The organism is Empedobacter sp. UBA5987 (genome assembly GCF_002429865.1).
Lineage (GTDB): Bacteria > Bacteroidota > Bacteroidia > Flavobacteriales > Weeksellaceae > Empedobacter > Empedobacter falsenii_B.
In genome coordinates this window covers 20,870-45,730 of record NZ_DJBB01000001.1, presented here as the reverse complement: position 1 = coordinate 45,730, position 24,861 = coordinate 20,870, and the positions used below count along the sequence as shown (strand labels likewise).

21 protein-coding genes and 4 tRNA genes are annotated in these 24,861 nt (G+C 34.2%); 24 read left to right on the top strand and 1 reads right to left on the bottom strand.

Annotated features, from left to right (window positions below; translation table 11 throughout):
• Window positions 1-98 precede the first annotated feature (98 nt).
• The 6 genes from B3J26_RS00230 (at window position 99) to B3J26_RS00205 (ending at window position 7,704) form a co-directional block, all read left to right on the top strand.
• Entirely contained in the window at window positions 99-1,088 is a 990-nt protein-coding gene (locus B3J26_RS00230) for a hypothetical protein (RefSeq protein ID WP_038331057.1), read from the top strand.
• On the top strand, window positions 1,085-3,646 hold the full coding sequence (locus B3J26_RS00225) for a hypothetical protein (protein WP_291072598.1): 2,562 nt from the start codon (window positions 1,085-1,087) through the stop codon (window positions 3,644-3,646). The genes B3J26_RS00230 and B3J26_RS00225 overlap by 4 nt, the downstream gene beginning before the upstream one ends.
• A gap of 66 nt (window positions 3,647-3,712) precedes the next feature.
• Complete coding sequence (locus tag B3J26_RS00220; RefSeq protein WP_180905814.1) at window positions 3,713-4,432, top strand: DUF1003 domain-containing protein; 720 nt, start codon at window positions 3,713-3,715, stop codon at window positions 4,430-4,432.
• 113 nt (window positions 4,433-4,545) lie between these two features.
• A complete protein-coding gene (pruA, locus tag B3J26_RS00215; protein WP_280035320.1) occupies window positions 4,546-6,174 on the top strand; it encodes an L-glutamate gamma-semialdehyde dehydrogenase in 1,629 nt (542 codons plus the stop codon).
• A gap of 58 nt (window positions 6,175-6,232) precedes the next feature.
• Window positions 6,233-7,162: a cation diffusion facilitator family transporter gene (locus B3J26_RS00210; RefSeq protein WP_125349438.1), complete on the top strand. Its 930-nt coding sequence runs from the start codon at window positions 6,233-6,235 to the stop codon at window positions 7,160-7,162.
• A gap of 11 nt (window positions 7,163-7,173) precedes the next feature.
• Entirely contained in the window at window positions 7,174-7,704 is a 531-nt protein-coding gene (locus tag B3J26_RS00205) for a hypothetical protein (protein WP_291072595.1), read from the top strand.
• Between the two features lie 79 nt (window positions 7,705-7,783).
• On the opposite strand, the gene B3J26_RS00200 is transcribed toward B3J26_RS00205, so the two are convergent.
• Window positions 7,784-8,428: an OmpW/AlkL family protein gene (locus tag B3J26_RS00200; RefSeq protein ID WP_125349437.1), complete on the bottom strand. Its 645-nt coding sequence runs from the start codon at window positions 8,426-8,428 to the stop codon at window positions 7,784-7,786.
• Window positions 8,429-8,667: 239 nt separating this feature from the next.
• Here B3J26_RS00200 and B3J26_RS00195 point away from each other — a divergent pair, with 239 nt between their 5' ends.
• From B3J26_RS00195 to B3J26_RS00110, 18 genes are all read left to right on the top strand, one after another.
• Window positions 8,668-9,810: an acyl-CoA dehydrogenase family protein gene (locus B3J26_RS00195; RefSeq protein ID WP_038331167.1), complete on the top strand. Its 1,143-nt coding sequence runs from the start codon at window positions 8,668-8,670 to the stop codon at window positions 9,808-9,810.
• Between the two features lie 68 nt (window positions 9,811-9,878).
• Window positions 9,879-10,073 (top strand): 30S ribosomal protein S21, encoded by a 195-nt coding sequence (gene rpsU, locus B3J26_RS00190; RefSeq protein ID WP_038331168.1) that lies wholly within the window; start codon window positions 9,879-9,881, stop codon window positions 10,071-10,073.
• 82 nt (window positions 10,074-10,155) lie between these two features.
• Window positions 10,156-11,055, top strand: a complete 900-nt coding sequence (locus B3J26_RS00185) for a tyrosine-type recombinase/integrase (RefSeq protein WP_038331065.1) — start codon at window positions 10,156-10,158, stop codon at window positions 11,053-11,055.
• 2 nt (window positions 11,056-11,057) lie between these two features.
• Window positions 11,058-11,357, top strand: a complete 300-nt coding sequence (gene hpf / locus B3J26_RS00180; protein ID WP_038331066.1) for a ribosome hibernation-promoting factor, HPF/YfiA family — start codon at window positions 11,058-11,060, stop codon at window positions 11,355-11,357.
• Between the two features lie 130 nt (window positions 11,358-11,487).
• Window positions 11,488-11,561: transfer RNA gene (locus tag B3J26_RS00175), tRNA-Thr, on the top strand.
• Window positions 11,562-11,593: 32 nt separating this feature from the next.
• Window positions 11,594-11,674: transfer RNA gene (locus tag B3J26_RS00170), tRNA-Tyr, on the top strand.
• Between the two features lie 73 nt (window positions 11,675-11,747).
• Window positions 11,748-11,820, top strand: a tRNA-Gly gene (locus B3J26_RS00165).
• Between the two features lie 185 nt (window positions 11,821-12,005).
• Window positions 12,006-13,193: an elongation factor Tu gene (gene tuf / locus B3J26_RS00160; protein ID WP_038331067.1), complete on the top strand. Its 1,188-nt coding sequence runs from the start codon at window positions 12,006-12,008 to the stop codon at window positions 13,191-13,193.
• A gap of 61 nt (window positions 13,194-13,254) precedes the next feature.
• Window positions 13,255-13,325: transfer RNA gene (locus tag B3J26_RS00155), tRNA-Trp, on the top strand.
• 15 nt (window positions 13,326-13,340) lie between these two features.
• On the top strand, window positions 13,341-13,529 hold the full coding sequence (gene secE, locus B3J26_RS00150; RefSeq protein ID WP_038331172.1) for a preprotein translocase subunit SecE: 189 nt from the start codon (window positions 13,341-13,343) through the stop codon (window positions 13,527-13,529).
• Between the two features lie 32 nt (window positions 13,530-13,561).
• The gene (nusG, locus tag B3J26_RS00145) at window positions 13,562-14,110 is read left to right on the top strand and encodes a transcription termination/antitermination protein NusG (protein WP_219033762.1); all 549 of its coding nucleotides are present in this window, start codon (window positions 13,562-13,564) and stop codon (window positions 14,108-14,110) included.
• Between the two features lie 73 nt (window positions 14,111-14,183).
• Complete coding sequence (gene rplK, locus B3J26_RS00140) at window positions 14,184-14,624, top strand: 50S ribosomal protein L11 (RefSeq protein WP_038331069.1); 441 nt, start codon at window positions 14,184-14,186, stop codon at window positions 14,622-14,624.
• Window positions 14,625-14,641: 17 nt separating this feature from the next.
• Window positions 14,642-15,337: a 50S ribosomal protein L1 gene (gene rplA / locus B3J26_RS00135; protein WP_038331070.1), complete on the top strand. Its 696-nt coding sequence runs from the start codon at window positions 14,642-14,644 to the stop codon at window positions 15,335-15,337.
• Window positions 15,338-15,355: 18 nt separating this feature from the next.
• A complete protein-coding gene (gene rplJ / locus B3J26_RS00130) occupies window positions 15,356-15,868 on the top strand; it encodes a 50S ribosomal protein L10 (RefSeq protein WP_115001950.1) in 513 nt (170 codons plus the stop codon).
• Between the two features lie 46 nt (window positions 15,869-15,914).
• Window positions 15,915-16,283: a 50S ribosomal protein L7/L12 gene (gene rplL, locus B3J26_RS00125; RefSeq protein ID WP_019974307.1), complete on the top strand. Its 369-nt coding sequence runs from the start codon at window positions 15,915-15,917 to the stop codon at window positions 16,281-16,283.
• A 102-nt stretch (window positions 16,284-16,385) separates the two neighbouring features.
• The gene (gene rpoB, locus B3J26_RS00120) at window positions 16,386-20,228 is read left to right on the top strand and encodes a DNA-directed RNA polymerase subunit beta (protein ID WP_125349434.1); all 3,843 of its coding nucleotides are present in this window, start codon (window positions 16,386-16,388) and stop codon (window positions 20,226-20,228) included.
• Between the two features lie 62 nt (window positions 20,229-20,290).
• The gene (gene rpoC / locus B3J26_RS00115; RefSeq protein WP_125349433.1) at window positions 20,291-24,568 is read left to right on the top strand and encodes a DNA-directed RNA polymerase subunit beta'; all 4,278 of its coding nucleotides are present in this window, start codon (window positions 20,291-20,293) and stop codon (window positions 24,566-24,568) included.
• Window positions 24,568-24,861, top strand: a complete 294-nt coding sequence (locus B3J26_RS00110) for a DUF3467 domain-containing protein (protein ID WP_038331074.1) — start codon at window positions 24,568-24,570, stop codon at window positions 24,859-24,861. Before rpoC ends, B3J26_RS00110 begins: the two co-directional genes overlap by 1 nt.

Genomic DNA, 24,861 nt, shown 5'->3' with positions numbered 1-24,861 from the left:
TTTAAGAATATTATAGAGGATAAATTTCGACAATTAATTTGATAAAATCTCACTATTTTCATCGATTGTGATTTATAGATTTTGAGTTAAATTTGAGTATGAAATTTTTATTTAGATTTTTAACACTGTTTACGATAATTAGTTTGGTTGGATGTACTTCTGAAACCAAAAAATCACCAATTGATTTTTATTATTGGCGAAGTAATTATTCGGTGAATGAAACAGAGAAAAAAGCGGTTGATTCACTAAAAGTGGAAAATATTTATGTTCGTTTTTTTGATGTGGATAAAAAGTTGAATAAAATTTCTCCAGTTGGAATTATTCAGAATTTTGATGCAACGAAGCTCAATGTCAATTATATTCCGACGGTTTTTATTACCAATCAAACTTTTCTGAATACATCAAAAGATCAAGTCAAAATTTTAGCAAAAGATGTGTATAATTTTTTGAGTGAAACGGCTGAAAGAGGAAATCTAAAAAGTTTCAATGAAATTCAGATAGATTGTGATTGGACGAAATCTACGCGTGAGAATTATTTTATGTTTTTGTCGGAATTGAAACATATTTCGGGAAAAAAACTTTCGGCAACTTTGCGTTTGCATCAAGTCAAATTTAAAGACAAAGAAGGAGTTCCGCCTTTGGATAAAATGGTTTTGATGTGTTATGCAACCGAAAATCCAACTGATCAATCTGAAAATAATTCGATTTTAGATTTGAAAATAGCAAAAGATTATTTAAAAAACTTGAACGATTATCCAATCAAATTAGATGTTGCTTTGCCAATTTATTCGTGGGCAATTTTGACAAATCATCAAGGAAAAATAAAATTAATCAATTCTTTTTCGGAGCAAGATTTGATAGGAAAACCTGTAAAGAAAATTAGAAATGGATTTTATGAAGTGGAAGATGATTTTTTTGTACGAAATTTTTATGTGAGCAAAGGTTTTACAATAAAAGTTGAAATGATTTCTCCCGAATTATTAGTTGAAGCAAAATCATTTATCGATACAAAATTATCTTACAATTATCGATTGATTTATTATCATTTAGACTCAAAATTTTTGAAAACAATACCAACACAATTATGAAAAAAATAGTACTTACTTTATGCTTAACTTTTGGTTTAACCAAAGCATTTGCTTGTGCAGATGGAGGCGGAGAAGATTATTATTACTACAATCTTTTTTCGCAAACATTAAGCGAAGCTCCGCAATATCAACCATTTTTGATGACGTTGGATAATCCATATTATACGATGGATGCAAATCAAAAGAATGAGAATATTTTGGATTGGCAAAAAACGTTAGGAATTAGCTATCAGCAAGCATTTGAGTTAGTTTTTAAAGCATCGAAACAAGAAATTGATTTGATGGTAAAGAATGGAAAATCGTCCAATACGAACTATAATTTTGCGACAACAGATTGGGTAAAAAAGAATAAGCAAAGTTTACTTTACTTGTCGTATGCCAAGTATTTAGAGCCTTATATGGCTTTTTATTATATCGATAATGGTGAATGGTCGTATGTAGATCGTCCAGAAAAAAATGTCAATAATCTAAACTATAGAAAAGTTCTTGAGGTTCTAAAGAAAAGTTGGAATGCAGAAACGGACAAAGAATTAAAAGTTCGTTACGGTTATCAATTGGTGCGTTTTGCGCATTATTTCCACGAATATAAAGACGCTATCAATTACTTTAATATGTATGTGGCGTCGCAAGGACTCAAAAATTCGATGTATTATTATGCGTTAGATCAAAAAGGTGGAGCGGAGCGTGCACTTGGAAATTATATTCAGGCGAATTATGACTTTTTCGAAGTTTTTTCTCATTCGAATGATCGAAAAATGAGTGCTTATCAATCGATGCGCGTGACAGAAGATTTGAATTATGAGAAAATGTTAGCCAATGCCAAAACGATTCAAGAAAAAAATGATTTGTATTTATTGATTGGTTATAATGATTTTTCGAATCCGTTAGCTCCTGCGAAAAAAATTATTGCGAATGATGTAAATGCGCCACAAGCGAGAATTTTATTTGCACGTTCTATTAATTTAATTGAACGCGAATATTTGCAACAAAATCCTGAAGATTATTATTGGAATTCTTCTCAAGAACGAAAAAAATATACAGATTTATATTTACCTGTAAAAACAAATGGCAATTATTACAGTAACCCCGAAGATTCAAAAGATGAAGTTCAGATTAATGAATTGATTGCTCTGGCAAAATCACAAGCGATAAAAGCTGACGACAAAGAATATTGGAAATTATCGGTGGCATATTTGAATTTATTGAACAAAAATTTTGCGGAAACAAAAACGTATTTAACCAAAGTAAATTCAACTTCGAAAGAATTTCAACAACAGAAAAAAGTGATTGAAATTTTATTAGAAATTTTCGAACAAAAGAAAATTACAGATAGTTTTGAGAATCAATTGATGCAAAAATATGCGTCGATTTTGAATTATGAATATCCAAAATTACCAGAAGATGTCTATGGTTATTCGGATGAAGATGATCAAAAAATGAACTTGAAAAATGTGATTTTAGATGTTTTAGCAAATCGATATTTTTTGCAAGGTGACAAAGGAAAAGCATTTTTGATTCATAATGAAATTACACAATTAGGTTCAAATCCAGATTGGGCGATTATCAATGATTTAGATAAATTGGATAAAAAATCGAATAAAACAGCTTTCGAAAAATATTTGATTAATGCAAAAGTAAAATCGAGTTCATGGGATTGGAGAACAAAAAAATCAAAAGAAATTCAGTTTAAATTATCAGATTATTTAGCCGATTTCAAAGGAACATTGTATTTAGGCGAAATGAAATTTGATTTGGCGAAAAAAGAATTTGAGAAGATTGATCAAAAATATCACACGTCAGAAAGTGCTTATTTTGTTTATGATTACGATTATACAACAGAAAAAGAAAGCAAAACTTGGGTAGAAAATCAGTTTGATGGTTATCATAATATTCCGAATAAAATCTTTGGATATAATAAGATTGAATGTTTTAATTGTGACGAAAATCAAGTGATCGCAACTCCTTATTTGAATGAATTTAAATTTATCAAACCAAAAATGTCAAAATTAGAATTGACAAATGCGATGATTGAATTGAATAAAATAGCAAAGAAGAATACCGAAGAAGCTGCAAAAGCGAATTATTTGTTAGGGAATTTCTTCTACAATACGACGACTTTGGGCTATTATCGTTATTTGTTGACATTTGATCGAAACAATGATAATGGACCAAAATTTAATAATTATGGTGATCAATATGAAGCGACAAGCAACTTCTTTTACAAAAGTTTCGGTTGGGGTGGAAACTACGTAGATAATTTTACGCCGTCAGAAAATTATTTGAAAAAAGCTTTTGATTCGACAAAAGACAAAGAAATGAAAGCGCAAATTTTGTTTGCATTGTCTAAGAATGAACAAGGAAGATTTTATAATGCAAAAGACCCTGTGTTGAAACGTTTGTACGAAAATCAATATGATAACGAAGATAAAATTTTAGGGTTTAAAGTGGCAAATTATCGTTCTAATTTTAAAAATTTGAAACAATATTCGGACACGAAAACATATCAAGAAATAAAATCAAATTGTAAATATTTCGATTATTACACAAATAACTTTTAATAATTAAAACGCTTCTAATTTTAGGAGCGTTTTTTGTGATGTTTTTTTTGACTAAAATAGATTATTATGAAATGTTTTGTAACTCAAAAACCAATTAATCGATACGAAGCTGTAAAAGGAAAAGAAATTCAGCAAGAAATTTTTAAATTGATTGAGCAAGATTATCCTACAATTACCGAAGAAGATTATGTTTCGATAAAAGTATTGAACAAATACCGTCGTCAATTTTTTGCAAATTTGATTTCGCAAGAAAAAGGTGAAATGGAAAAATTGGATCAAGATGTAGTGGAAGCGATTCGTGATAATTCTATTCTTTCCGAGAATATAAAAGAAAATTCATCAAAGCCATTGACAACAGGCGATAGAATCGCAGATAAAGTAGCATCTTTTGGTGGAAGTTGGACATTTATTATTTCTTTTTTTATTTTCTTATTGGCTTGGATGTTTCTTAATTTTTGGATGTTGCACAACAAAGGTTTTGATCCCTATCCATTTATTTTACTCAATTTGATTTTGTCTTGTTTAGCAGCAATACAAGCACCAATTATTATGATGAGTCAAAATCGTCAAGAAGATAAAGATCGTGATAGAGCCGAACATGATTATAAGATTAACTTGAAAGCTGAATTGGAAATAAAATTATTAAGTGAAAAAATAGATCATTTATTGGTTCATCAGAATAAAAAATTATTAGAAATACAGGAAATGCAGATTCAATATTTAGAAAATATCGAAAATCAAATTCTTCATACAAAAGATAAAAAAGAAAATAAAAAGGAAGAATAATGGATAATTTTATGTCTAAAGTGATAAAAGACTTAATTATCTGAACTGAAACATTTCCATTTATTTTTCTTAAATTTGAACTTTGAAAAGTATAAACAAACAAAATAATCAAAATGTCAAAATCATTTGCTCAAATTCCTCACGCTGTTAACGAAGAGGTGAAATCATATGCTCCTGGTACGCCAGAGCGTGCGCAATTATTAGACGCATACAAAAAAATGTTTAACGAGGTAACAGAAGTTCCTCAATACATTGGTTCTGAAGAAATTTTTTCAGGAAATAAAAAAGAAATTCGTCCTCCACATGATCACCAAAAAGTTGTTGGTTATTTCCACGAAGGTACGCAAGCAGATGTTGTAAAAGCTATTGATACAGCTTTGGCAGCGAAAGAAGCTTGGGTTGCAATGCCTTGGGAAGATAGAGCGGCAATTTTCTTGAAAGCTGCAGATTTGATTGCTGGTCCTTACCGTGCAAAAATAAATGCTGCAACAATGATTGGTCAATCTAAAAATGCAATGCAAGCAGAAATTGATTCAGCTTGTGAGTTGATTGACTTTTTACGTTTCAATGTACAATACATGACAGAAATTTATGCAGATCAACCAATTTCTTCTCCAGGAATTTGGAATCGTGTAGATTATCGTCCATTAGAAGGATTTACTTTCGCAATTACTCCATTCAACTTTACTGCAATCGCTGGTAATTTACCATCTTGTATGGCTTTGATGGGGAATGTTGTAGTTTGGAAACCTTCTGATAAACAAACTTTAGCCGCTAAAGTAACAATGGAAGTGTTCAAAAAAGCTGGTTTACCAGATGGTGTAATCAATATGATCTTAACTGATGGAGCAGAAACTGCAAAAACAGTTTTAGAACACAAAGATTTCGCAGGTTTACACTTCACAGGTTCTACAAAAGTTTTCAATACTTTATGGAAACAAATTGGAGATAACATCAACAATTACAGAACTTATCCACGTATCGTAGGAGAAACAGGAGGAAAAGATTTCGTAATGGTTCACAAATCAGCTTGTCCAACAGAAGTTGCTGTAGGTTTAGTTCGTGGAGCGTTTGAATACCAAGGACAAAAATGTTCTGCTGCTTCTCGTGCTTATATTCCATCTAACTTATGGAGCGAAGTTGAGAAACAAATGAAAGAAATGTTAGCAACTGTTACATTAGGATCTCCAGAGGATTTCTCTAATTTCATGACAGCGGTTATCGATAAAAACTCTTTCGAAAAATCTAAAGCATATATCGATCGTGCACAAGCATCTTCTGAAGCTGAAGTTGTAATAGGTGGTACTTATGATGATTCAGTTGGATATTTTGTTCAACCAACAGTTATCAAAGCAACGAACCCTAAATATGAATCAATGGTAGAAGAAATCTTCGGGCCTGTATTATCAGTTTATGTTTATGATGAAAATGAATTTGAAGCAACTTTAAAATTAGTTGACGAAACTTCTGCTTACGCATTAACAGGATCAATCTTCGCGAAAGATCGTGCTGCTGTAGAATTAGCTGCTAAAGCATTGAAAAATGCTTGTGGAAATTTCTACATCAACGATAAACCAACAGGTGCAGTTGTAGGTCAACAACCATTTGGTGGAGCGCGTGCTTCTGGTACAAATGATAAAGCAGGTTCTGCAATGAACTTGTTACGTTGGACTTCTGTTCAAACAATCAAAGAAACATTTGTTCCTGCAAAAGATTACAAATACCCATTCTTAGAAAAATAATATTTTCGAGATATAAAATTAGAATAAGCCTTACATTTGTAGGGCTTATTTTTTTGGTATGAATGATAATTCGGAAAAAGCAATCAAAGCTTCAATTTTTAGTATTGTAGGAAACGCTTCTTTGGCTGGAATTAAGTTTTTGGCTGGTTATTTTGGGAATTCTTACGCACTTATTGCAGATGCAATCGAGTCTTCGGCAGATGTTTTTTCTTCTATATTTGTTTTCTTTGGACTAAAGTATTCTGCAAAACCTGCAGATGAAAATCATCCTTACGGGCACGGAAAAGCAGAAGCGTTAATCACATTTTTAGTGGTTACTTTCCTTATTGTTTCTGCGATTATCATTGCAAAAGAAAGTATTAACAATATTATTACACCACATCATCAGCCCAAACCATTTACCTTATTAGTTCTTGGAGGAATTATTTTATTCAAAGAATTATCGTTTCAGTATGTAATGCGAAAAAGTGTTGAAACCAATAGTTCTTCTCTAAAAGCAGATGCTTGGCATCATCGTTCGGACGCAATTACATCGTTAATGGCGTTTATCGGAATTTCGATTTCATTGGTAATGGGACCAGGTTGGGAGGCAGCAGATGATGTTGCAGCACTTTTTGCATCAAGTTTTATTTTATATAATGCGTACAAAATCCTTCGACCTGCGTTGGGAGAAATTATGGATGAGCAATTGTACGAAAATGAAATTGAACAAATTAGAGAAATCGCTTCGCATGTTCCGGGTGTTATGGCGACTGAAAAATGTAATGTGCGTAAGAATGGAATGAATTATTATGTCGATTTACATGCAATAGTCGATGGAACGATTTCGGTGGTGGAAGGACATAAAATTAGTCATGATCTGAAAGATGCTGTACAAGCTAAAATGCCACAAGTAAAAGATGTATTAGTGCATATAGAGCCTACTTTTGTCTCGGTTCGAGAATATTTTCGAACAAATCACATCGAAGATAAAAGAGTGGAAGAGTAGTATTTTATCTTATGAAATATTTTGGAATTTACATTGTTTTGTTTTCATTTTTCTGTTGTAATCCATCAGTTTCAGAGAATAATGCTGTAAGTGAAACAAATTATGGTAAGATTGATGATTCTGATTTAAAATTCAAATTTGGAGATATTATTTTGTTTGAGGATAATATTAAAGCGGTTGTGATTGATATTTTTAAAGAGGATAATATAATTTTCTACGGAATATCTTTTATGATGAATGATAATATTTTTGGAAGAAGAATTCCAGAAGGTTTTGAAGGTAATTGCATTGATTTAATCGATATTTTATATGTAAATGAGAATTATTTCACAAACAAAAAAGTTTCTGTAATAAAACATGAAGATTTAAATTTTAAGAAAATTGGAATAGGAGCTTATGGTTACATTAATAATTATAAGGAAATTCTAAGTGATTATAAAAAGGGAATCGAAATTCGAAAATTAGAACAAACTCCTTGTACAGATTTGACTGAATTGAAACCTATTTATGAGCAATATTTTGATATAAGTCAATTTAAATAAAAAAAAGAGAAGCTATTGCTTCTCTTTTTGATCTTTTAGTTGGTTAATAAAAAATCATAATATATATAAAAGGTCGATTTTAGAATAGTTTGAAACCAATACCAGTACTGATTAACCAAGGATTAAGATCTACATCTGCTGGTACATAAACTTGTTTGTCTAAAGCTGCACCAACTGTAACGTCAGTATTCAAGTACAATTTTTTAACATCTACGTTCCAGTATAATTTATCATTGATTTTGTAATCAAATCCTAATTGAAATCCGAAACCTACATTGTTTTTGTAATCTACACTAGTTACGGCTGCGTTTCTCCCTTTTCCTTGCCCTTGATCATAGAAGATTGTATAATTAATTCCAGCACCAACATAAGGTTTTAGGTTTTTGGTTGGATACAAATGATATTGTACATTAAGAGTTGGAGGTAACAGCATTACTCGTCCCAAATCTAAATTTCCTAATGCAGTATTTACCGCTACAACTTCGTGTTTAGATGTTCCTAAGATTAATTCGGCCGCGATATTTTTTGTAATATAATAGGTAAAGTCAATTTCTGGAATAAGATTGTTTGTAACCGCTACATTTCCACCTATTGCTTCTATTTTAGCATCTTCCATAGGAACTACACCAGTTGCTCTTACACGCATATGTAATTCACTAGCCTCTTGTCCAAATGAAATTGCTGATGCAAAGATTGCTCCTAATATTAATAGTCCTTTTTTCATAATGTTTATTTTATTTTTCGAAACAAAACTCGGATTAATTCATCCGAATTAAAATGTCAAATATCATTTCCGAAAATGACTTTAAACATTTGTTTTTTTTAAGGATATTATTAACTTAAACACGCTGATAGTCAATTATTTTTAATGAGTAAAAATAATCGTAAAAGAAAAACTTTTCACTTAATAGAAATTTATTACTTTTGGAGGAAAGTCATAAAAAAACAAAAAAACTCAAAAAAATGGATTTCTTAGAAAATGAAAATTTATCATTAATCGCGCAATCGGCAAGAGATTTTGCAAAACAATACATTCAACCGAATATAATGGAGTGGGATGAAGCTCAAACTTTTCCAGTTGAAGTTTTCAAAGAACTTGGAAAAATGGGATTCATGGGAATCGTTGTTCCAGAAGAATATGGAGGAAGTGGTTTGTCATATGATGAATATGTATCAATTGTAGATGAAATTTCACAAGTTGATCCTTCTATCGGTTTGTCTGTAGCGGCACATAATTCACTTTGTACAAATCATATTTTAGAATTCGGTAACGAAGAACAAAAACAACGTTGGTTACCAAAATTAGCAACAGCAGAATGGATTGGTGCTTGGGGATTAACAGAGCACAACACAGGATCTGATGCAGGAGGAATGTCTACAACAGCTGTAAAAGATGGAGATGAATGGGTGATTAACGGAGCAAAAAACTTTATTACACATGCAATTTCTGGTGATGTTGCGGTTGTGATGACAAGAACGGGAGAGAAAGGAGCAAAAAATAACGCGACGGCTTTTGTTATCGAAAAAGGAACGCCAGGTTTTACATCAGGTAAAAAAGAAAATAAATTAGGAATGCGTGCTTCGGAAACGGCAGAGTTAATCTTCGATAATGTACGTGTTTCGGACGCAAATCGTTTAGGGAACGTAGGTGATGGTTTCAAGCAAGCGCTTAAGATTTTAGATGGTGGTCGTATTTCGATTGCAGCTTTATCTTTAGGAATCGCGAAAGGAGCATACAAAGCAGCATTGAAATATGCACAGGAGCGTCATCAGTTTGGAACTGCAATTGCAAATTTCCAAGCAATTAACTTCAAATTGGCTGAAATGATTACAGAAATCGAAGCTTCAGAATTATTAATTCGTAAAGCATCTTATTTAAAAAATCATAAAAAACCAATGACGACAGAAGGTGCAATGGCAAAATATTATGCATCGGAAGCGTGTGTTAAAATCTCGAATGAAGCGGTTCAAATATTTGGTGGATACGGATATACAAAAGATTTTCCAGTAGAGAAATTCTACCGTGATTCTAAGTTATGTACAATTGGTGAAGGGACAACGGAGATCCAAAAATTAGTGATTGGAAGAAATATTTTGAAAGATTAATACAAAACGATTTGTTTAATTACTAAAGAGTTGTATATTTGCCATCTCAAAAAGAAATAGATAAAATTATGTTGATTATACCAGTAAAAGACGGAGAGTCAATCGAAAGAGCTCTAAAAAAATACAAAAGAAAATTTGATAAAACAGGTGTTGTACGTCAGTTAAGAGCACGTCAACAATTTACAAAACCTTCTGTTACAAATAGAATTAAGATGAGTAGAGCAATCTACAAACAAGCCTTAATCGAAAAGGAGGAAGCATAAATTGCCGTTTTAAACGATATAAAGAAATTAATTTCTGTTGACCTATTTATTAAAGTTGTAACTTTGATGAATAGGTTTTTTTATGGAATTTATTCAACTATTCTTAGATTATTTAGCGCTCGAGAAAAACTATTCTACGCTAACAATCACCAGCTACAAAAGAGATTTGGACGATTTTGTTGAGTTCTATCAACAAGAAGAAAATTCGTCAGAAATACAACTTGCAACAAAAAATCATATTCGTGCATTTGTGATGCATTTATCAGAATTAGAAAAGTCTGAGAAAACGGTTAATCGCAAATTAAGCGCTTTGCGAACATTTTATAAATATCTGATCAAAGAAAATCATCTTACCATTAATCCAATCGAACAAATTCATTCACTCAAACAAAATAAACAAGTTTTGGTGCCATTTACAGAAGCAGAGTTGAATGATTTATTGAATAATGATGAGTTTTTTCCAGATACATTCGAAGGTTTACGTGATCGATTAATGATTGATGTAATGTATCAAACAGGGATTCGACGTGCCGAATTAATTGGTTTAAAAGAAAATGATATCGATCCGAATACACTTTCTATAAAAGTTCTTGGAAAAAGAAACAAAGAACGCATAATTCCTATTTCGACCTTTCTGTTAGAGGATTTGGCGAATTATAACACCAGAAAACATAATGAAATTACCTTACAATGTACGAATGTTTTTGTAACAGAAAAAGGAAAACCTTTGTATGATAATCTTGTTTATTCGAAAGTAAAATACTATCTTAGTCTTATAAGTGTAAAACATAAAAAAAGTCCTCATATGTTGAGGCATTCATTTGCGACCCATATGTTAGATTCCGGAGCAGATCTGAATGCGGTAAAAGATATCTTAGGGCATTCAAGTTTGTCATCGACTCAAATTTATACACATGGGAGTATAGAAAATTTAAAAAAAGTGTTTAACAAAGCTCACCCGCGTGAGAACAAAAAAGAGTAATTATGACAATTAACTTTCAAGCAGTAAACTTCAATACTAAACCAGGTTTAGAGGAGTATTTAGAGAAAAAATTAGAAAAATTAGAAACTTTGTCAGACAAAATCATTGCAGCGAATGTTTCTTTTAAATTAGAGAATACTGCAGAAAAAAATAACAAGACAGTTGATATTAAGTTAGAAGTACCAGGAGATGATATTGTTGTAAGTAAAACAGGACAATCTTTTGAAGAATGTATTGATTTAGCGGTAGATACATTAAAAAAATTAATTATCAGAAAAAAAGAAAAAATTAGCGAAAGATAAAAAATAGGGAATTGACTAAAAAAAGAACCTAAAAATTTGGTTAATTCAAAAAACAACGTAAATTTGCAGTCCGTTAAACAAACATATTTAACGGACTGTTCTTTTAAATAACGCTTTTAAAAACAAAAATGCCGATGTAGCTCAGCTGGCTAGAGCAGCTGATTTGTAATCAGCAGGTCGTGGGTTCGAGTCCCTCTATCGGCTCGAAGTTTTTAGAAGAACAAAAAAAGTAAGGCGGGGAGATACTCAAGCGGCCAACGAGGACGGACTGTAAATCCGTTGGGTAACCTTCGCAGGTTCGAATCCTGCTCTCCCCACAAACTTAATTTTTAAAATTTTTTGTGGTTTAGGATTTAATCTTTAAATTTGCAAAGCTTTTTAGAAGTGAATGCGGGAATAGCTCAATTGGTAGAGCGTCAGCCTTCCAAGCTGAATGTTGCGGGTTCGAGTCCCGTTTCCCGCTCAAATTCTGGTTCGTCCAGTATAGTTAATCTTTTAAGTAGTTGTTGAAACTCATTTAAACCAAGGTTAACGCGAGTCAAAAATTAATATCTTTATATAAATCAAAAAGTGTATTTTTACACTTGAAAATAATTTAAAGTTATTTTTTTAATTTAAGTATAACAATAGAAATTAATAAAAAGTAAAATGGCAAAGGAAACTTTCAACCGTAATAAGCCGCACTTAAATATTGGTACTATTGGTCACGTTGACCACGGTAAAACAACTTTGACTGCAGCGATTACTAAAGTATTAGCTGATGCTGGTTATTCAGAAGCAAAAGCTTTCGATCAAATCGATAATGCTCCAGAAGAAAAAGAGCGTGGTATTACAATTAATACATCTCACGTAGAGTACGAAACTGCTAACCGTCACTACGCACACGTTGACTGTCCAGGTCACGCGGATTACGTAAAAAACATGGTTACAGGAGCTGCTCAAATGGATGGTGGTATCTTAGTAGTAGCTGCTACTGATGGTCCAATGCCTCAAACTCGTGAGCACATCTTATTATGTCGCCAAGTGAACGTTCCTCGTATCGTTGTTTTCTTAAACAAAGTTGATATGGTTGACGATGCTGAGTTATTAGAGTTAGTAGAAATGGAAGTAAGAGATTTATTATCTTCTTACGAATATGACGGAGATAACACTCCAGTTATCCAAGGATCTGCTTTAGGTGCGTTAAACGGTGAGCCTCAATGGGTTGAAACTGTATTGAACTTAATGAACAATGTTGATGAGTGGATCGAGCAACCAGTTCGTGATCAAGATAAACCATTCTTAATGCCAGTAGAGGATGTATTCTCTATTACAGGTCGTGGTACTGTTGCAACAGGACGTATCGAGGCTGGTGTAATCAACTCTGGGGATCCAGTTGACATCGTTGGTATGGGAGAAGAAAAATTAACTTCTACTGTAACAGGTGTTGAAATGTTCCGTAAAATCTTAGATAGAGGTGAAGCTGGTGATAACGTAGGTTTATTATTACGTGGTGTTGATAAAACTGACATCCGTCGTGGTATGGTTATCGCGAAACAAGGATCTGTTAAACCACACAAAAAATTCAAAGCTGAGGTTTATATCTTAACTAAAGAAGAAGGTGGTCGTCACACTCCATTCCACAACCGTTACCGTCCACAGTTCTACGTACGTACAACTGACGTAACAGGGGAAATCAACTTACCAGAAGGAGTTGAGATGGTTTTACCAGGAGATAACTTAACTATTACAGTTGAATTATTACAACCAATCGCATTAAACGAAGGTTTACGTTTCGCAATCCGTGAAGGTGGACGTACAGTTGGTGCTGGTCAGGTAACTGAAATTTTAGACTAATTAGTCAAAATATAATATAGAAGATGTGGTAATCTTCAATGATTACCACTCTTTTTATTCTACGGGCATAGTTCAATGGTAGAATAGCGGTCTCCAAAACCGTTGATCAGGGTTCGAATCCTTGTGCCCGTGCTAAATGAAAACGATATGAAAGTCGTACAATATTTTAAAGATTCCTTTGTAGAATTTAAAGATCATGTTACATGGCCATCATTCTCAGATCTACAAAGAGACACAATTATTGTTGCAATAGCTACAGTTTTGTTAGCTATATTTTTATATGCGGTAGATACATTATTCACACAAGTGCTTAACTTTATCTACGGCGCTTTTTAGTTTGTAAAATATCCCGTTTAGTAATTAGAATCATGAGTGAAAAGAAATGGTATGTAATCAAGACTGTAGCTGGACAAGAGCTGAAAGTTAAGGATTATATTGAAAGAGAAATTCAGTACCAAAATTTGAATGATTATGTAGGACAAATTGTTGTTCCTATGGAAAAAGTGATTCAAATCCGTAACGGTAAAAAATATCAAAAGGAAAAAGTACACTTTCCTGGTTACATCATGATAGAAGCTGAACTTGTAGGGGAAATTCCTCACATGGTAAAGAATACATCAGGTGTAATTAGCTTTTTGAGTGCAACGAAAGGAGGTGATCCTGTACCGATGAGACAATCGGAAGTTAACCGAATGTTAGGTAAAGTTGACGAATTAGCAGAAAACGTTGATACAAACTTAGGAATATCTTACATCGTAGGAGAAACTGTAAAAGTAATCGACGGACCATTCAATGGGTTCAACGGAACAGTTGAAAAAATCATTGAAGATAAACGTAAACTTGAAGTGATGGTTTTAATCTTCGGACGTAAAACACCACTAGAGTTAAGTTTTAACCAAGTTGAAAAGATTGCATAATCAATCTATCAACAAATTAAAAGTAGAAATTTAGGCTGCTTCCACATAACGCTTAATTTTAAGAATTAAAAAAATGGCAAAAAAAATTGAAAAAGTTGTAAAACTTCAAGTTAAAGGAGGACAAGCAAATCCTTCACCACCAGTAGGGCCAGCTTTAGGTGCTGCAGGTGTTAACATCATGGAGTTTTGTAAACAATTTAATGGACGTACACAAGAAAAACAAGGTGCAGTGTTACCAGTTGTTATTACTGTGTATCAAGACAAATCATTCGATTTCGTAATTAAAACTCCACCAGCTGCTATTCAGTTAATGGAAGCTGCGAAATTGAAAAAAGCTTCAGGTGTACCTAACCGTCAAAAAGTTGGTACTGTTACTTGGGATCAAGTTAGAGCTATTGCTGAAGACAAATTAGCGGACATGAACTGTTTTACTGTTGAATCTGCTATGAAAATGGTTGCTGGAACTGCACGTTCTATGGGTATAACTGTAAAAGGTGGGCAAGCTCCAGAATAATTAAAACATTTTAGGAAATGGCAAAGTTAACAAAAAGACAAAAAGAAGTATTAGCTAAAGTAGAAAAAAACAAACTTTACTCTATTGATGAAGCATCATCATTAGTAAAGGAAGTTAACTACGCTAAGTTTGATGCTTCTGTAGATATAGCAGTTCGTTTAGGTGTAGATCCTAAGAAAGCTAACCAAATGGTTCGTGGTGTAGTTTCATTACCACACGGAACAGGTAAAGATGTAAAAGTATTAGCATTAGTTACTCCAGACAAAGAAGCAGAAGCTAAAGCAGCAGGTGCAGACTATGTAGGATTAGACGAATACTTACAAAAAATTAAAGAAGGTTGGACAGATGTTGACGTTATCGTTACTATGCCAGCTGTTATGGGTAAATTAGGACCATTAGGACGTGTTTTAGGACCTCGTGGATTAATGCCTAACCCAAAATCAGGTACTGTAACTTTAGAAGTAGGTAAAGCCGTTTCTGAAGTAAAAGCAGGTAAAATCGACTTCAAAGTAGATCGTTACGGAATCATCCACGCTGCAGTTGGTAAAGTATCTTTCGATGCTGATAAAATTAAAGAAAATGCGAATGAGTTAATTCAAACTTTAATTAAATTAAAACCAACAGCTGCTAAAGGAACATATGTAAAAAGCATCACGCTTTCTACAACTCAATCTGTAGGTGTATCAGTAGATCCAAAAAGTGTAAACGCTTAAAATTAGTAGATTATGGCAATGACAAAACAAGATAAAGCAAATATGATAGATGAATTGCAAGCTGTATTAGCAGAAGCAAAAATCATCTACTTAGCAGATATCGACGGATTAAACGCTGTTAATACTACTGAATTAAGAAGAGCTTGCTACAAAAGCAATGTATCTTTACGCGTAGTAAAAAACACTTTATTAAAGAAAGCTATGGAGCAAATCGAAGACAAAAACTTCGAAGAGCTTTACGGATCTTTAAAAGGAAATACAGCATTAATGACTGCTGAAGTTGGTAATGCACCAGCTAAAGTAATCGATACTTTCAGAAAAAAATCTGAAAAACCTATTTTAAAAGGAGCTTGGATTGAAGATAATACATTCGTAGGTGATGACAAATTACCACAATTAGTAGCATTGAAATCTCGCGAAGAATTAATCGCAGACATCATCATGTTACTTCAATCTCCAATCAAAACTGTTGTTTCTCAATTAGAGAACAAAGAGGCTGCAAAAGCAGAAGAAGGAGCTTCAGAAGAATAAGACACACTCATATCAAATAAAAGTTTAAAAAACAAAAAGCATTAAAATGGCAGATTTAAAAAAATTAGCTGAAGAGTTAGTAAACTTAACAGTTTTAGAAGTTAATGAATTATCTACAATCTTAAAAGATGAGTACGGAATCGAACCAGCTGCTGCTGCTGTAGTTGTTGCTGCAGGTGGAGCAGGTGAAGCTGCTGAAGAGCAATCAGAATTCGACGTAATCTTAAAAGAAGCAGGTGCATCTAAATTAGCAGTTGTTAAATTAGTTAAAGAATTAACTGGAAAAGGATTAAAAGAAGCTAAAGATTTAGTAGATTCAACTCCAGCAACAGTTAAAGAAGCAGTTTCTAAAGACGAAGCTGAAGCTTTAAAGAAACAGCTAGAAGAAGCTGGTGCAGTAGTAGAATTGAAGTAATTTTTATTACTCAAAAATATAGGTTTGGACCTAACACAGGACGTGTTAGGTCTAAACCTTTTTACGCATAAAGTCATTATATAAACCAAAATTCATTCGAAATTGGCCACTAAAGCAACATTAAGCAACTCGACTGAGAAAAAAGAAAGATTGAACTTCTCTTCTGCAAAAGCAGTCGCTCAGTTCCCAGATTTCCTTGACATTCAGATCAAATCGTTTGAAGATTTTTTCCAGTTGGAAACAAGACCTGACCAACGAAAAAATGAAGGTCTTTACCGAACATTTGCTGAGAATTTTCCAATTACGGATACTCGCAATCAGTTTGTTTTAGAATTCTTAGATTATTTCGTAGATCCACCACGTTACACAATTGATGAGTGTATCGAAAGAGGATTAACGTACAGCGTACCATTGAAAGCTCGTCTTAAATTATACTGTACGGACGAAGAACACGAAGATTTCGAAACTGTAGTGCAAGACGTATACTTAGGAACAATTCCTTACATGTCTCCTTCAGGATCATTCATTATTAATGGTGCAGAGCGTGTTATTGTATCTCAATTACACCGTTCTCCTGGGGTATTCTTCGGACAATCTTTCCACGCGAATGGTACAAAATTGTACTCATCTCGTATCATTCCTTTCAAAGGATCTTGGATTGAGTTCGCAACAGACATCAACAGCGTAATGTACGCTTACATCGATCGTAAGAAAAAGTTACCATTAACTACCTTATTACGTGCTATCGGATACGAAAGAGATAAAGATATCTTAGAAATTTTCGACTTAGCAGAAGAAGTAAAAGTTAATAAAGCTAATTTAAAGAAAGTTGTAGGTCGTAAACTTGCTGCACGTGTATTAAATACATGGCACGAGGATTTCGTAGATGAAGATACAGGAGAAGTTGTATCTATCGAGCGTAATGAAATTATCTTAGACCGTGAAACAATCTTAGAGAAAGATCACATCGATCAAATCGTAGATTCTGGTGTTAAGACGATCTTATTACACAAAGAAGATATCAATTCTGCTGATTATGGAATTATCCATAATACTTTACAAAAAGACCCTACTAACACTGAAAAAGAAGCAGTAGAGTACATCTATAGACAATTACGTAACGCTGAGCCACCAGATGAGGAAACAGCAAGAGGAATTATTGACAAATTATTCTTCTCTGATCAACGTTATTCATTAGGTGAAGTAGGTCGTTACAGATTAAATAAAAAATTAGGCTTAAGCATTAGCGAGGACGTACAAGTATTGACTCGTGAAGATATCATTTCGATTATTAAATATTTAATCGAATTAATCAACTCTAAAGCAGAGGTGGATGATATTGACCACTTATCTAACCGTCGTGTAAGAACGGTAGGTGAGCAAATGGCTAGCCAATTCGGAGTAGGTTTAGCTCGTATGGCTAGAACTATCCGTGAAAGAATGAATGTTCGTGACAACGAGGTGTTTACACCAATCGATTTGATTAATGCTAAAACATTATCATCTGTTATCAACTCATTCTTCGGAACGAACCAGTTATCTCAGTTCATGGACCAAACAAATCCATTATCAGAGATTACACACAAACGTCGTTTATCAGCATTAGGACCTGGAGGTTTATCAAGAGAAAGAGCGGGATTCGAGGTACGTGACGTACACCACACTCATTACGGACGTTTATGTCCAATTGAAACTCCTGAGGGACCAAACATTGGTTTGATTTCGTCATTATGTGTATTCGCTAAAGTTAATAACTTAGGGTTCATCGAAACACCGTACAGAAAAGTAGAAGATGGAAAAGTGGACGTCGAATCAGCACCAATCTATTTAACTGCGGAAGAGGAGGAATCAAAAGTAATTGCTCAAGCCAATATCGACATGACAGACGATGGTACTATTGCTACTGAACGTGTAACTGCTCGTGAAGATGGGGATTTCCCTGTTGTAACGCCAGCAGAAGTTGATTTAATTGACGTTGCACCTAACCAGATTGCTTCTATCTCAGCATCATTAATTCCTTTCTTGGAGCATGATGACGCCAACCGTGCGTTAATGGGATCGAACATGATGCGTCAGGCAGTTCCATTATTAAAACCTCAAGCACCAATTGTAGGTACTGGATTAGAAAAACAAGTTGCAAAAGATTCAAGAATCTTAGTAAATGCAGAACGTGAAGGTACAGTAACTTATGTTGATGCTGACATTATAACAATTAAATATGATCGTTCAGAAGACGAAGAATTAGTAAGCTTCGATACTGCTGAGAAAACATATAATTTAACAAAATTCAGAAAGACGAATCAAGGAACTACAATTACGTTGAAACCAATTGTAAAAGTTGGTGATCGTGTAGAGAAAGGACAAGTTTTATCTGAAGGTTATGCAACAGAAGGAGGAGAATTAGCAATTGGTCGTAACATGGTTGTTGCCTTTATGCCTTGGCAGGGGTACAACTTCGAGGATGCTATTGTAATCTCTGAAAAAGCTGTTCGCGAAGACTGGTTTACATCTATCCACATCGATGAGTATTCATTAGATGTACGTGATACAAAATTAGGTATGGAAGAATTAACTTCAGACATTCCTAACGTTTCAGAAGAGGCTACAAAAGACTTAGACGAAAACGGTATGATCCGTATTGGAGCAGAAGTAAAACCTGGTGATATCTTGATTGGTAAGATTACTCCAAAAGGAGAATCTGATCCAACTCCAGAAGAAAAATTATTACGTGCGATCTTTGGTGACAAAGCAGGTGATGTAAAAGATGCTTCTCTTAAAGCCTCTCCATCATTACGTGGTGTTGTTATCGACAAAAAATTATTCTCACGTAGTATTAAGGATAAACGTAAACGTTCTCAAGACAAAGCTATTATTGATAGTGTAGAAGCTGAGTACGACGTTAAATTCAACGAATTAAGAGAGATTTTATTAGAGAAATTATACGTTTTATTAAACGGAAAAACTTCTCAAGGTATTTACAACGACTTGAATGAAGAAGTAATCAAGAAAGGTGTAAAATACACACAAAAAATCTTATCTAATGTTGAAGATTTCTTAAATTTAACTGGAGCAGAATCTCTTTGGACAACAGACGAGGATAAGAACGAATTAGTAAAAGAATTGTTACATAATTACAAAATTAAGTACAATGATTTACAAGGAGCACTTAACCGCGAAAGATTTACAATCTCTGTTGGAGACGAGTTACCTGCAGGTATCGTTAAATTAGCAAAAATCTACATTGCGAAAAAACGTAAACTAAGAGTAGGGGATAAAATGGCAGGACGTCACGGTAACAAAGGTATTGTTGCACGTATCGTTCGCGACGAAGATATGCCTTTCTTAGAAGACGGAACGCCAGTAAATATCGTACTTAATCCACTTGGGGTACCATCTCGTATGAATATCGGTCAGATTTATGAAACGGTATTAGGATGGGCTGGACTTAAAATGGGTCAAAAATTTGCTACACCTATCTTCGATGGTGCTGAAATCGCTGATATCGATCGCATCACAGAAGAAGCAGGTATTCCAAAACACGGTACAACATATTTATATGACGGTAATACTGGAGAACGTTTTGATCAAAAAGCTACTGTAGGGGTGATTTACATGTTGAAATTAGGACACATGGTTGACGACAAAATGCACGCGCGTTCTATCGGACCATACTCATTAATTACTCAACAACCATTAGGAGGTAAAGCACAATTCGGTGGACAACGTTTCGGAGAGATGGAGGTTTGGGCATTAGAAGCATTCGGTGCATCTAATATCTTACGCGAAATCTTAACAGTTAAGTCGGATGACGTAATTGGACGTGCGAAAACTTACGAAGCAATCGTAAAAGGAGAGCCAATGCCAGAACCTGGTATTCCAGAATCATTTAACGTATTGTTACATGAATTACAAGGTCTTGGATTAGACATAAACTTGGAAGAATAATAGGGCAACCTATTATTCTACCTTTTTCGTTATAATAATATAATTGTTAGATACATTTCTATATGTCAACAAAAAATAAAACAAGTCAATTCTCAAAAATCCGTATCGGGTTAGCTTCTCCAGAATCGATTCTTCAAGAATCTAAAGGTGAAGTTTTAAAACCTGAAACGATTAACTATAGAACGCACAAACCAGAGCGTGACGGGTTATTCTGTGAGCGTATCTTTGGACCTGTAAAAGATTACGAATGTGCCTGCGGAAAATATAAAAGAATCCGTTATAAAGGTATCGTTTGTGACCGTTGTGGGGTTGAAGTTACTGAAAAGAAAGTTCGTCGTGAGCGTATTGGACACATCAATCTTGTTGTGCCAATTGCACATATTTGGTATTTCCGTTCATTACCAAACAAAATTGGTTACATCTTAGGATTACCATCTAAGAAATTAGACATGGTAATTTACTATGAAAGATATGTAGTGATTCAACCAGGTATCGCAAAAGGACCAGAAGGTGAAGAATTAAATAGATTAGATTTCTTATCAGAAGAAGAGTATTTAGATATCTTAGAAACTCTTCCAATCGAGAATCAATATCTAGAAGATACAGATCCTAATAAATTCGTTGCGAAAATGGGTGCTGAAGCATTAGAAGACCTATTATCTCGTATCAATTTAGATGAGTTATCTTACGAATTAAGACACAAAGCACACAACGAAACTTCTAAACAACGTCGTACAGAAGCGTTAAAACGTTTACAAGTTGTTGAGTCGTTACGTGAGTCAAATATGCACCACGTAAACCGTCCAGAATGGATGGTAATGCGCGTTATTCCGGTTATTCCACCAGAATTACGTCCATTAGTTCCATTAGATGGTGGTCGTTTTGCAACATCAGATTTAAATGATTTATATCGTCGTGTAATTATCCGTAACAATCGTTTGAAACGATTAATGGAAATCAAAGCGCCAGAAGTAATCTTACGTAATGAAAAACGTATGTTACAAGAAGCGGTTGATTCATTATTTGATAACACGCGTAAAGCATCTGCTGTAAAAGCTGATGGTAACCGTCCGTTAAAATCATTATCTGATTCATTAAAAGGTAAACAAGGTCGTTTCCGTCAAAACTTATTAGGTAAACGTGTAGATTATTCTGCTCGTTCTGTAATTGTTGTTGGACCAACACTTAAATTACACGAATGTGGTTTACCAAAAGATATGGCAGCTGAATTATACAAACCATTCGTAGTTCGTAAATTAATCGAGCGTGGAATTGTAAAAACAGTTAAATCGGCTAAGAAAATTATCGATAGAAAAGAGCCAGTTGTTTGGGATATTTTAGAAAATGTAATCAAAGGTCATCCAGTTTTATTAAACCGTGCCCCTACGTTACACCGTTTAGGTATCCAAGCATTCCAACCGAAATTAATCGAAGGTAAAGCAATTCGTTTACACCCATTAGTGTGTACTGCCTTCAATGCCGATTTCGATGGTGACCAGATGGCTGTTCACTTACCATTAGGACCAGAAGCTGTTTTAGAAGCACAATTATTAATGTTGGCTTCTCAAAATATTTTGAATCCTGCAAATGGATCTCCAATTACTGTACCTTCTCAGGATATGGTTTTAGGTCTTTACTACATGACGAAAATTCGTCGTACAGACCACCAATTTACAGTAAAAGGTGAAGGATTAACTTTCTATTCAGATGAAGAAGTTCAAATTGCATACAACGAAGGAGCTGTTGACTTAAACGCGCCAATTCGTGTAAAAGGAACAATTCGTGTAGGAGAGGAGTTAGTAGAAAATCAATTAATCGAAACTTCAGTAGGACGTGTGTTATTTAACCAAATCGTTCCGAAACAAGTAGGTTATATTAATGAAGTATTAACGAAAAAATCGTTACGTACAATTATTAATAAAATCATCAAGATTACAGATTTCCCTACAACGGCTGCTTTCTTGGATGATATGAAACAATTAGGATACCGTAATGCCTTCGAGGGTGGTTTATCATTCTCATTAGGAGATATCTTAATCCCAGAACAAAAGAAAGACCTTATCTCAGGTGCGATCAACCAAGTTGAGAACATTAAGATGAACTATAATATGGGTCTTATTACAAATAACGAACGTTACAACCAAGTTATTGATGTTTGGACAACAACAAACGCAACTTTAACTGAAATTGTAATGAAACGTATGACAGAAGATCAACAAGGATTTAACTCTGTATTCATGATGCTTGATTCTGGAGCGCGTGGATCTAAAGAGCAAATTCGTCAGTTATCAGGTATGCGTGGATTGATGGCTAAACCTCAAAAAGCTGGTTCTACTGGTGGGGATATCATCGAAAACCCAATTATCTCTAACTTCCGTGAAGGTCTGTCTATCTTAGAGTACTTTATTTCTTCGCACGGTGCGCGTAAAGGTCTTGCCGATACTGCCTTAAAAACTGCCGATGCTGGATACTTGACTCGTCGTTTAGTTGACGTTGCGCAAGACGTTATCGTAATGCACGAAGATTGTGGTACATTAAGAGGTTTAGAAGTATCTGCACTTAAGAAAAAAGAAGAAATCATCGAAAGTTTATCTTCTCGTGTATTAGGTCGTACTTCATTAAATGATATTTACAACCCAGATAATGGTGAATTAATCATTTCTGCTGGTAACATTATTACAGAAGATATTGGTGATGCTTTAGAAGCAGCTGGTATTGAAAATGTAGAAGTTCGTTCTCCATTAACATGTGAAGCGAAAACTGGAATTTGTGCTAAATGTTACGGACGTAACTTAGCTACAGGTAAAGGTGTTCAGAAAGGTGAATCAGTTGGTGTAGTTGCTGCACAATCTATTGGTGAGCCTGGTACACAGTTAACATTACGTACTTTCCATGTTGGGGGTACTGCGGGTAACGTTTCTGAGCAAAATACAATTAATGCTAAAGTTGATGGTACAGTTGAGTTTGATGACTTACGTACTGTTGAATCGACAGATGATGCAGGTAACAAAGTAGATACAGTTGTTTCTCGTTCTACAGAGATGAAAGTAATTGACGATTTAGGAAACGTTCGTCAACAAACTAACATCGCTTATGGTACTATCTTATCTGTTAAAAACGGAGCTAAAGTTCAAAAAGGTCAAGAGATTGCAAGTTGGGACCCTTATAACGGGGTAATCATCGCGGAATCTACTGGTAAAATCGAGTACGAACAATTAGAGCAAGGGGTAACTTTCCAAATTGAAATCGATGAGCAAACAGGATTCCAAGAAAAAGTTATTTCTGAATCACGTAATAAAAAATTAGTTCCAGCGTTAAGAGTTATCACGATTGATGGTGAAGAAAAAACATACAACTTACCAGTAGGTGCACACTTAATGGTAAATGATGGAGAAAAAATTAATGCAGGTAAAATCTTAGTTAAGATTCCTCGTAAGTCAGCTAAATCTGGCGATATTACAGGAGGTTTACCTCGTATTACAGAGTTGTTAGAGGCTCGTAATCCATCTAACCCATCAGTTGTTTGTGAAATGGATGGAGTTGTATCTTTCGGTAAAATAAAACGTGGTAACCGCGAAATCATCGTTGAATCTAAAAATGGTGAAATCCGTCGTTACTTAGTTAAATTATCAGCACAAATCTTAGTTCAAGAAAATGACTTCGTACGTGCAGGTGAGCCTTTATCAGATGGAGCAATTACACCAGAAGATATTTTAAGAATCTTAGGGCCGACAGCGGTTCAAGAATACTTAGTAAACGAGATTCAAGATGTATACCGTTTACAAGGGGTAAAAATTGATGACAAACACTTCGAAATTATCGTACGTCAAATGTTACGTAAAGTTCGTATTGTAGACTCAGGAGATTCAAGATTCTTAGAAGATAGTTTAGAGCACAAAGACGATTTCATGCAAGAAAACGATCGTTTATTTGGAATGAAAGTCGTAGAAGATGCTGGTGATTCTGACACATTAAGTCCAGGACAAATCATCACAGTTCGCGAATTACGTGACGAAAACTCTAAATTAAAACGTGAAGACAAAAACTTAGTGACAGCTCGTGAGGCTTTACCTGCAACAGCAGAAGCAGTTTTACAAGGTATTACAAGAGCGTCTTTACAAACTAAATCTTTCATGTCTGCGGCATCGTTCCAGGAAACTACAAAAGTTCTTAACGAAGCAGCTGTAGCTGGTAAAGTAGACGGTTTAGTAGGATTAAAAGAAAACGTTATTGTTGGTCACTTAATTCCTGCCGGAACTGGATTAAAAGAGTATCAAAACATCATCGTAGGATCTAACCGTGAATACGAGGAATTAATAAACGCAAAACAAGAATTATAATGTCAGAAAATCAACAAAACGAAGGATTAAACATTGAGTTAAACGAATTAGTAGCTCAAGGTGTTTATGCTACAGGAGCAATCATCAACCACTCACCATCTGAGTTCGTTGTAGATTTCGTTCAATTTTTACCAGGTGCTAGACCATCAGTAAAATCAAGAATTATTTTGTCTCCATTACAAGCAAAACAATTATCTCAATCGTTAGCAGAAAACGTAACTAACTTCGAGAAAAGCTTTGGTGAAATCAAAGAACCTCAAGTAAACAACGGTACTGCAACTTACGAAGCTTAA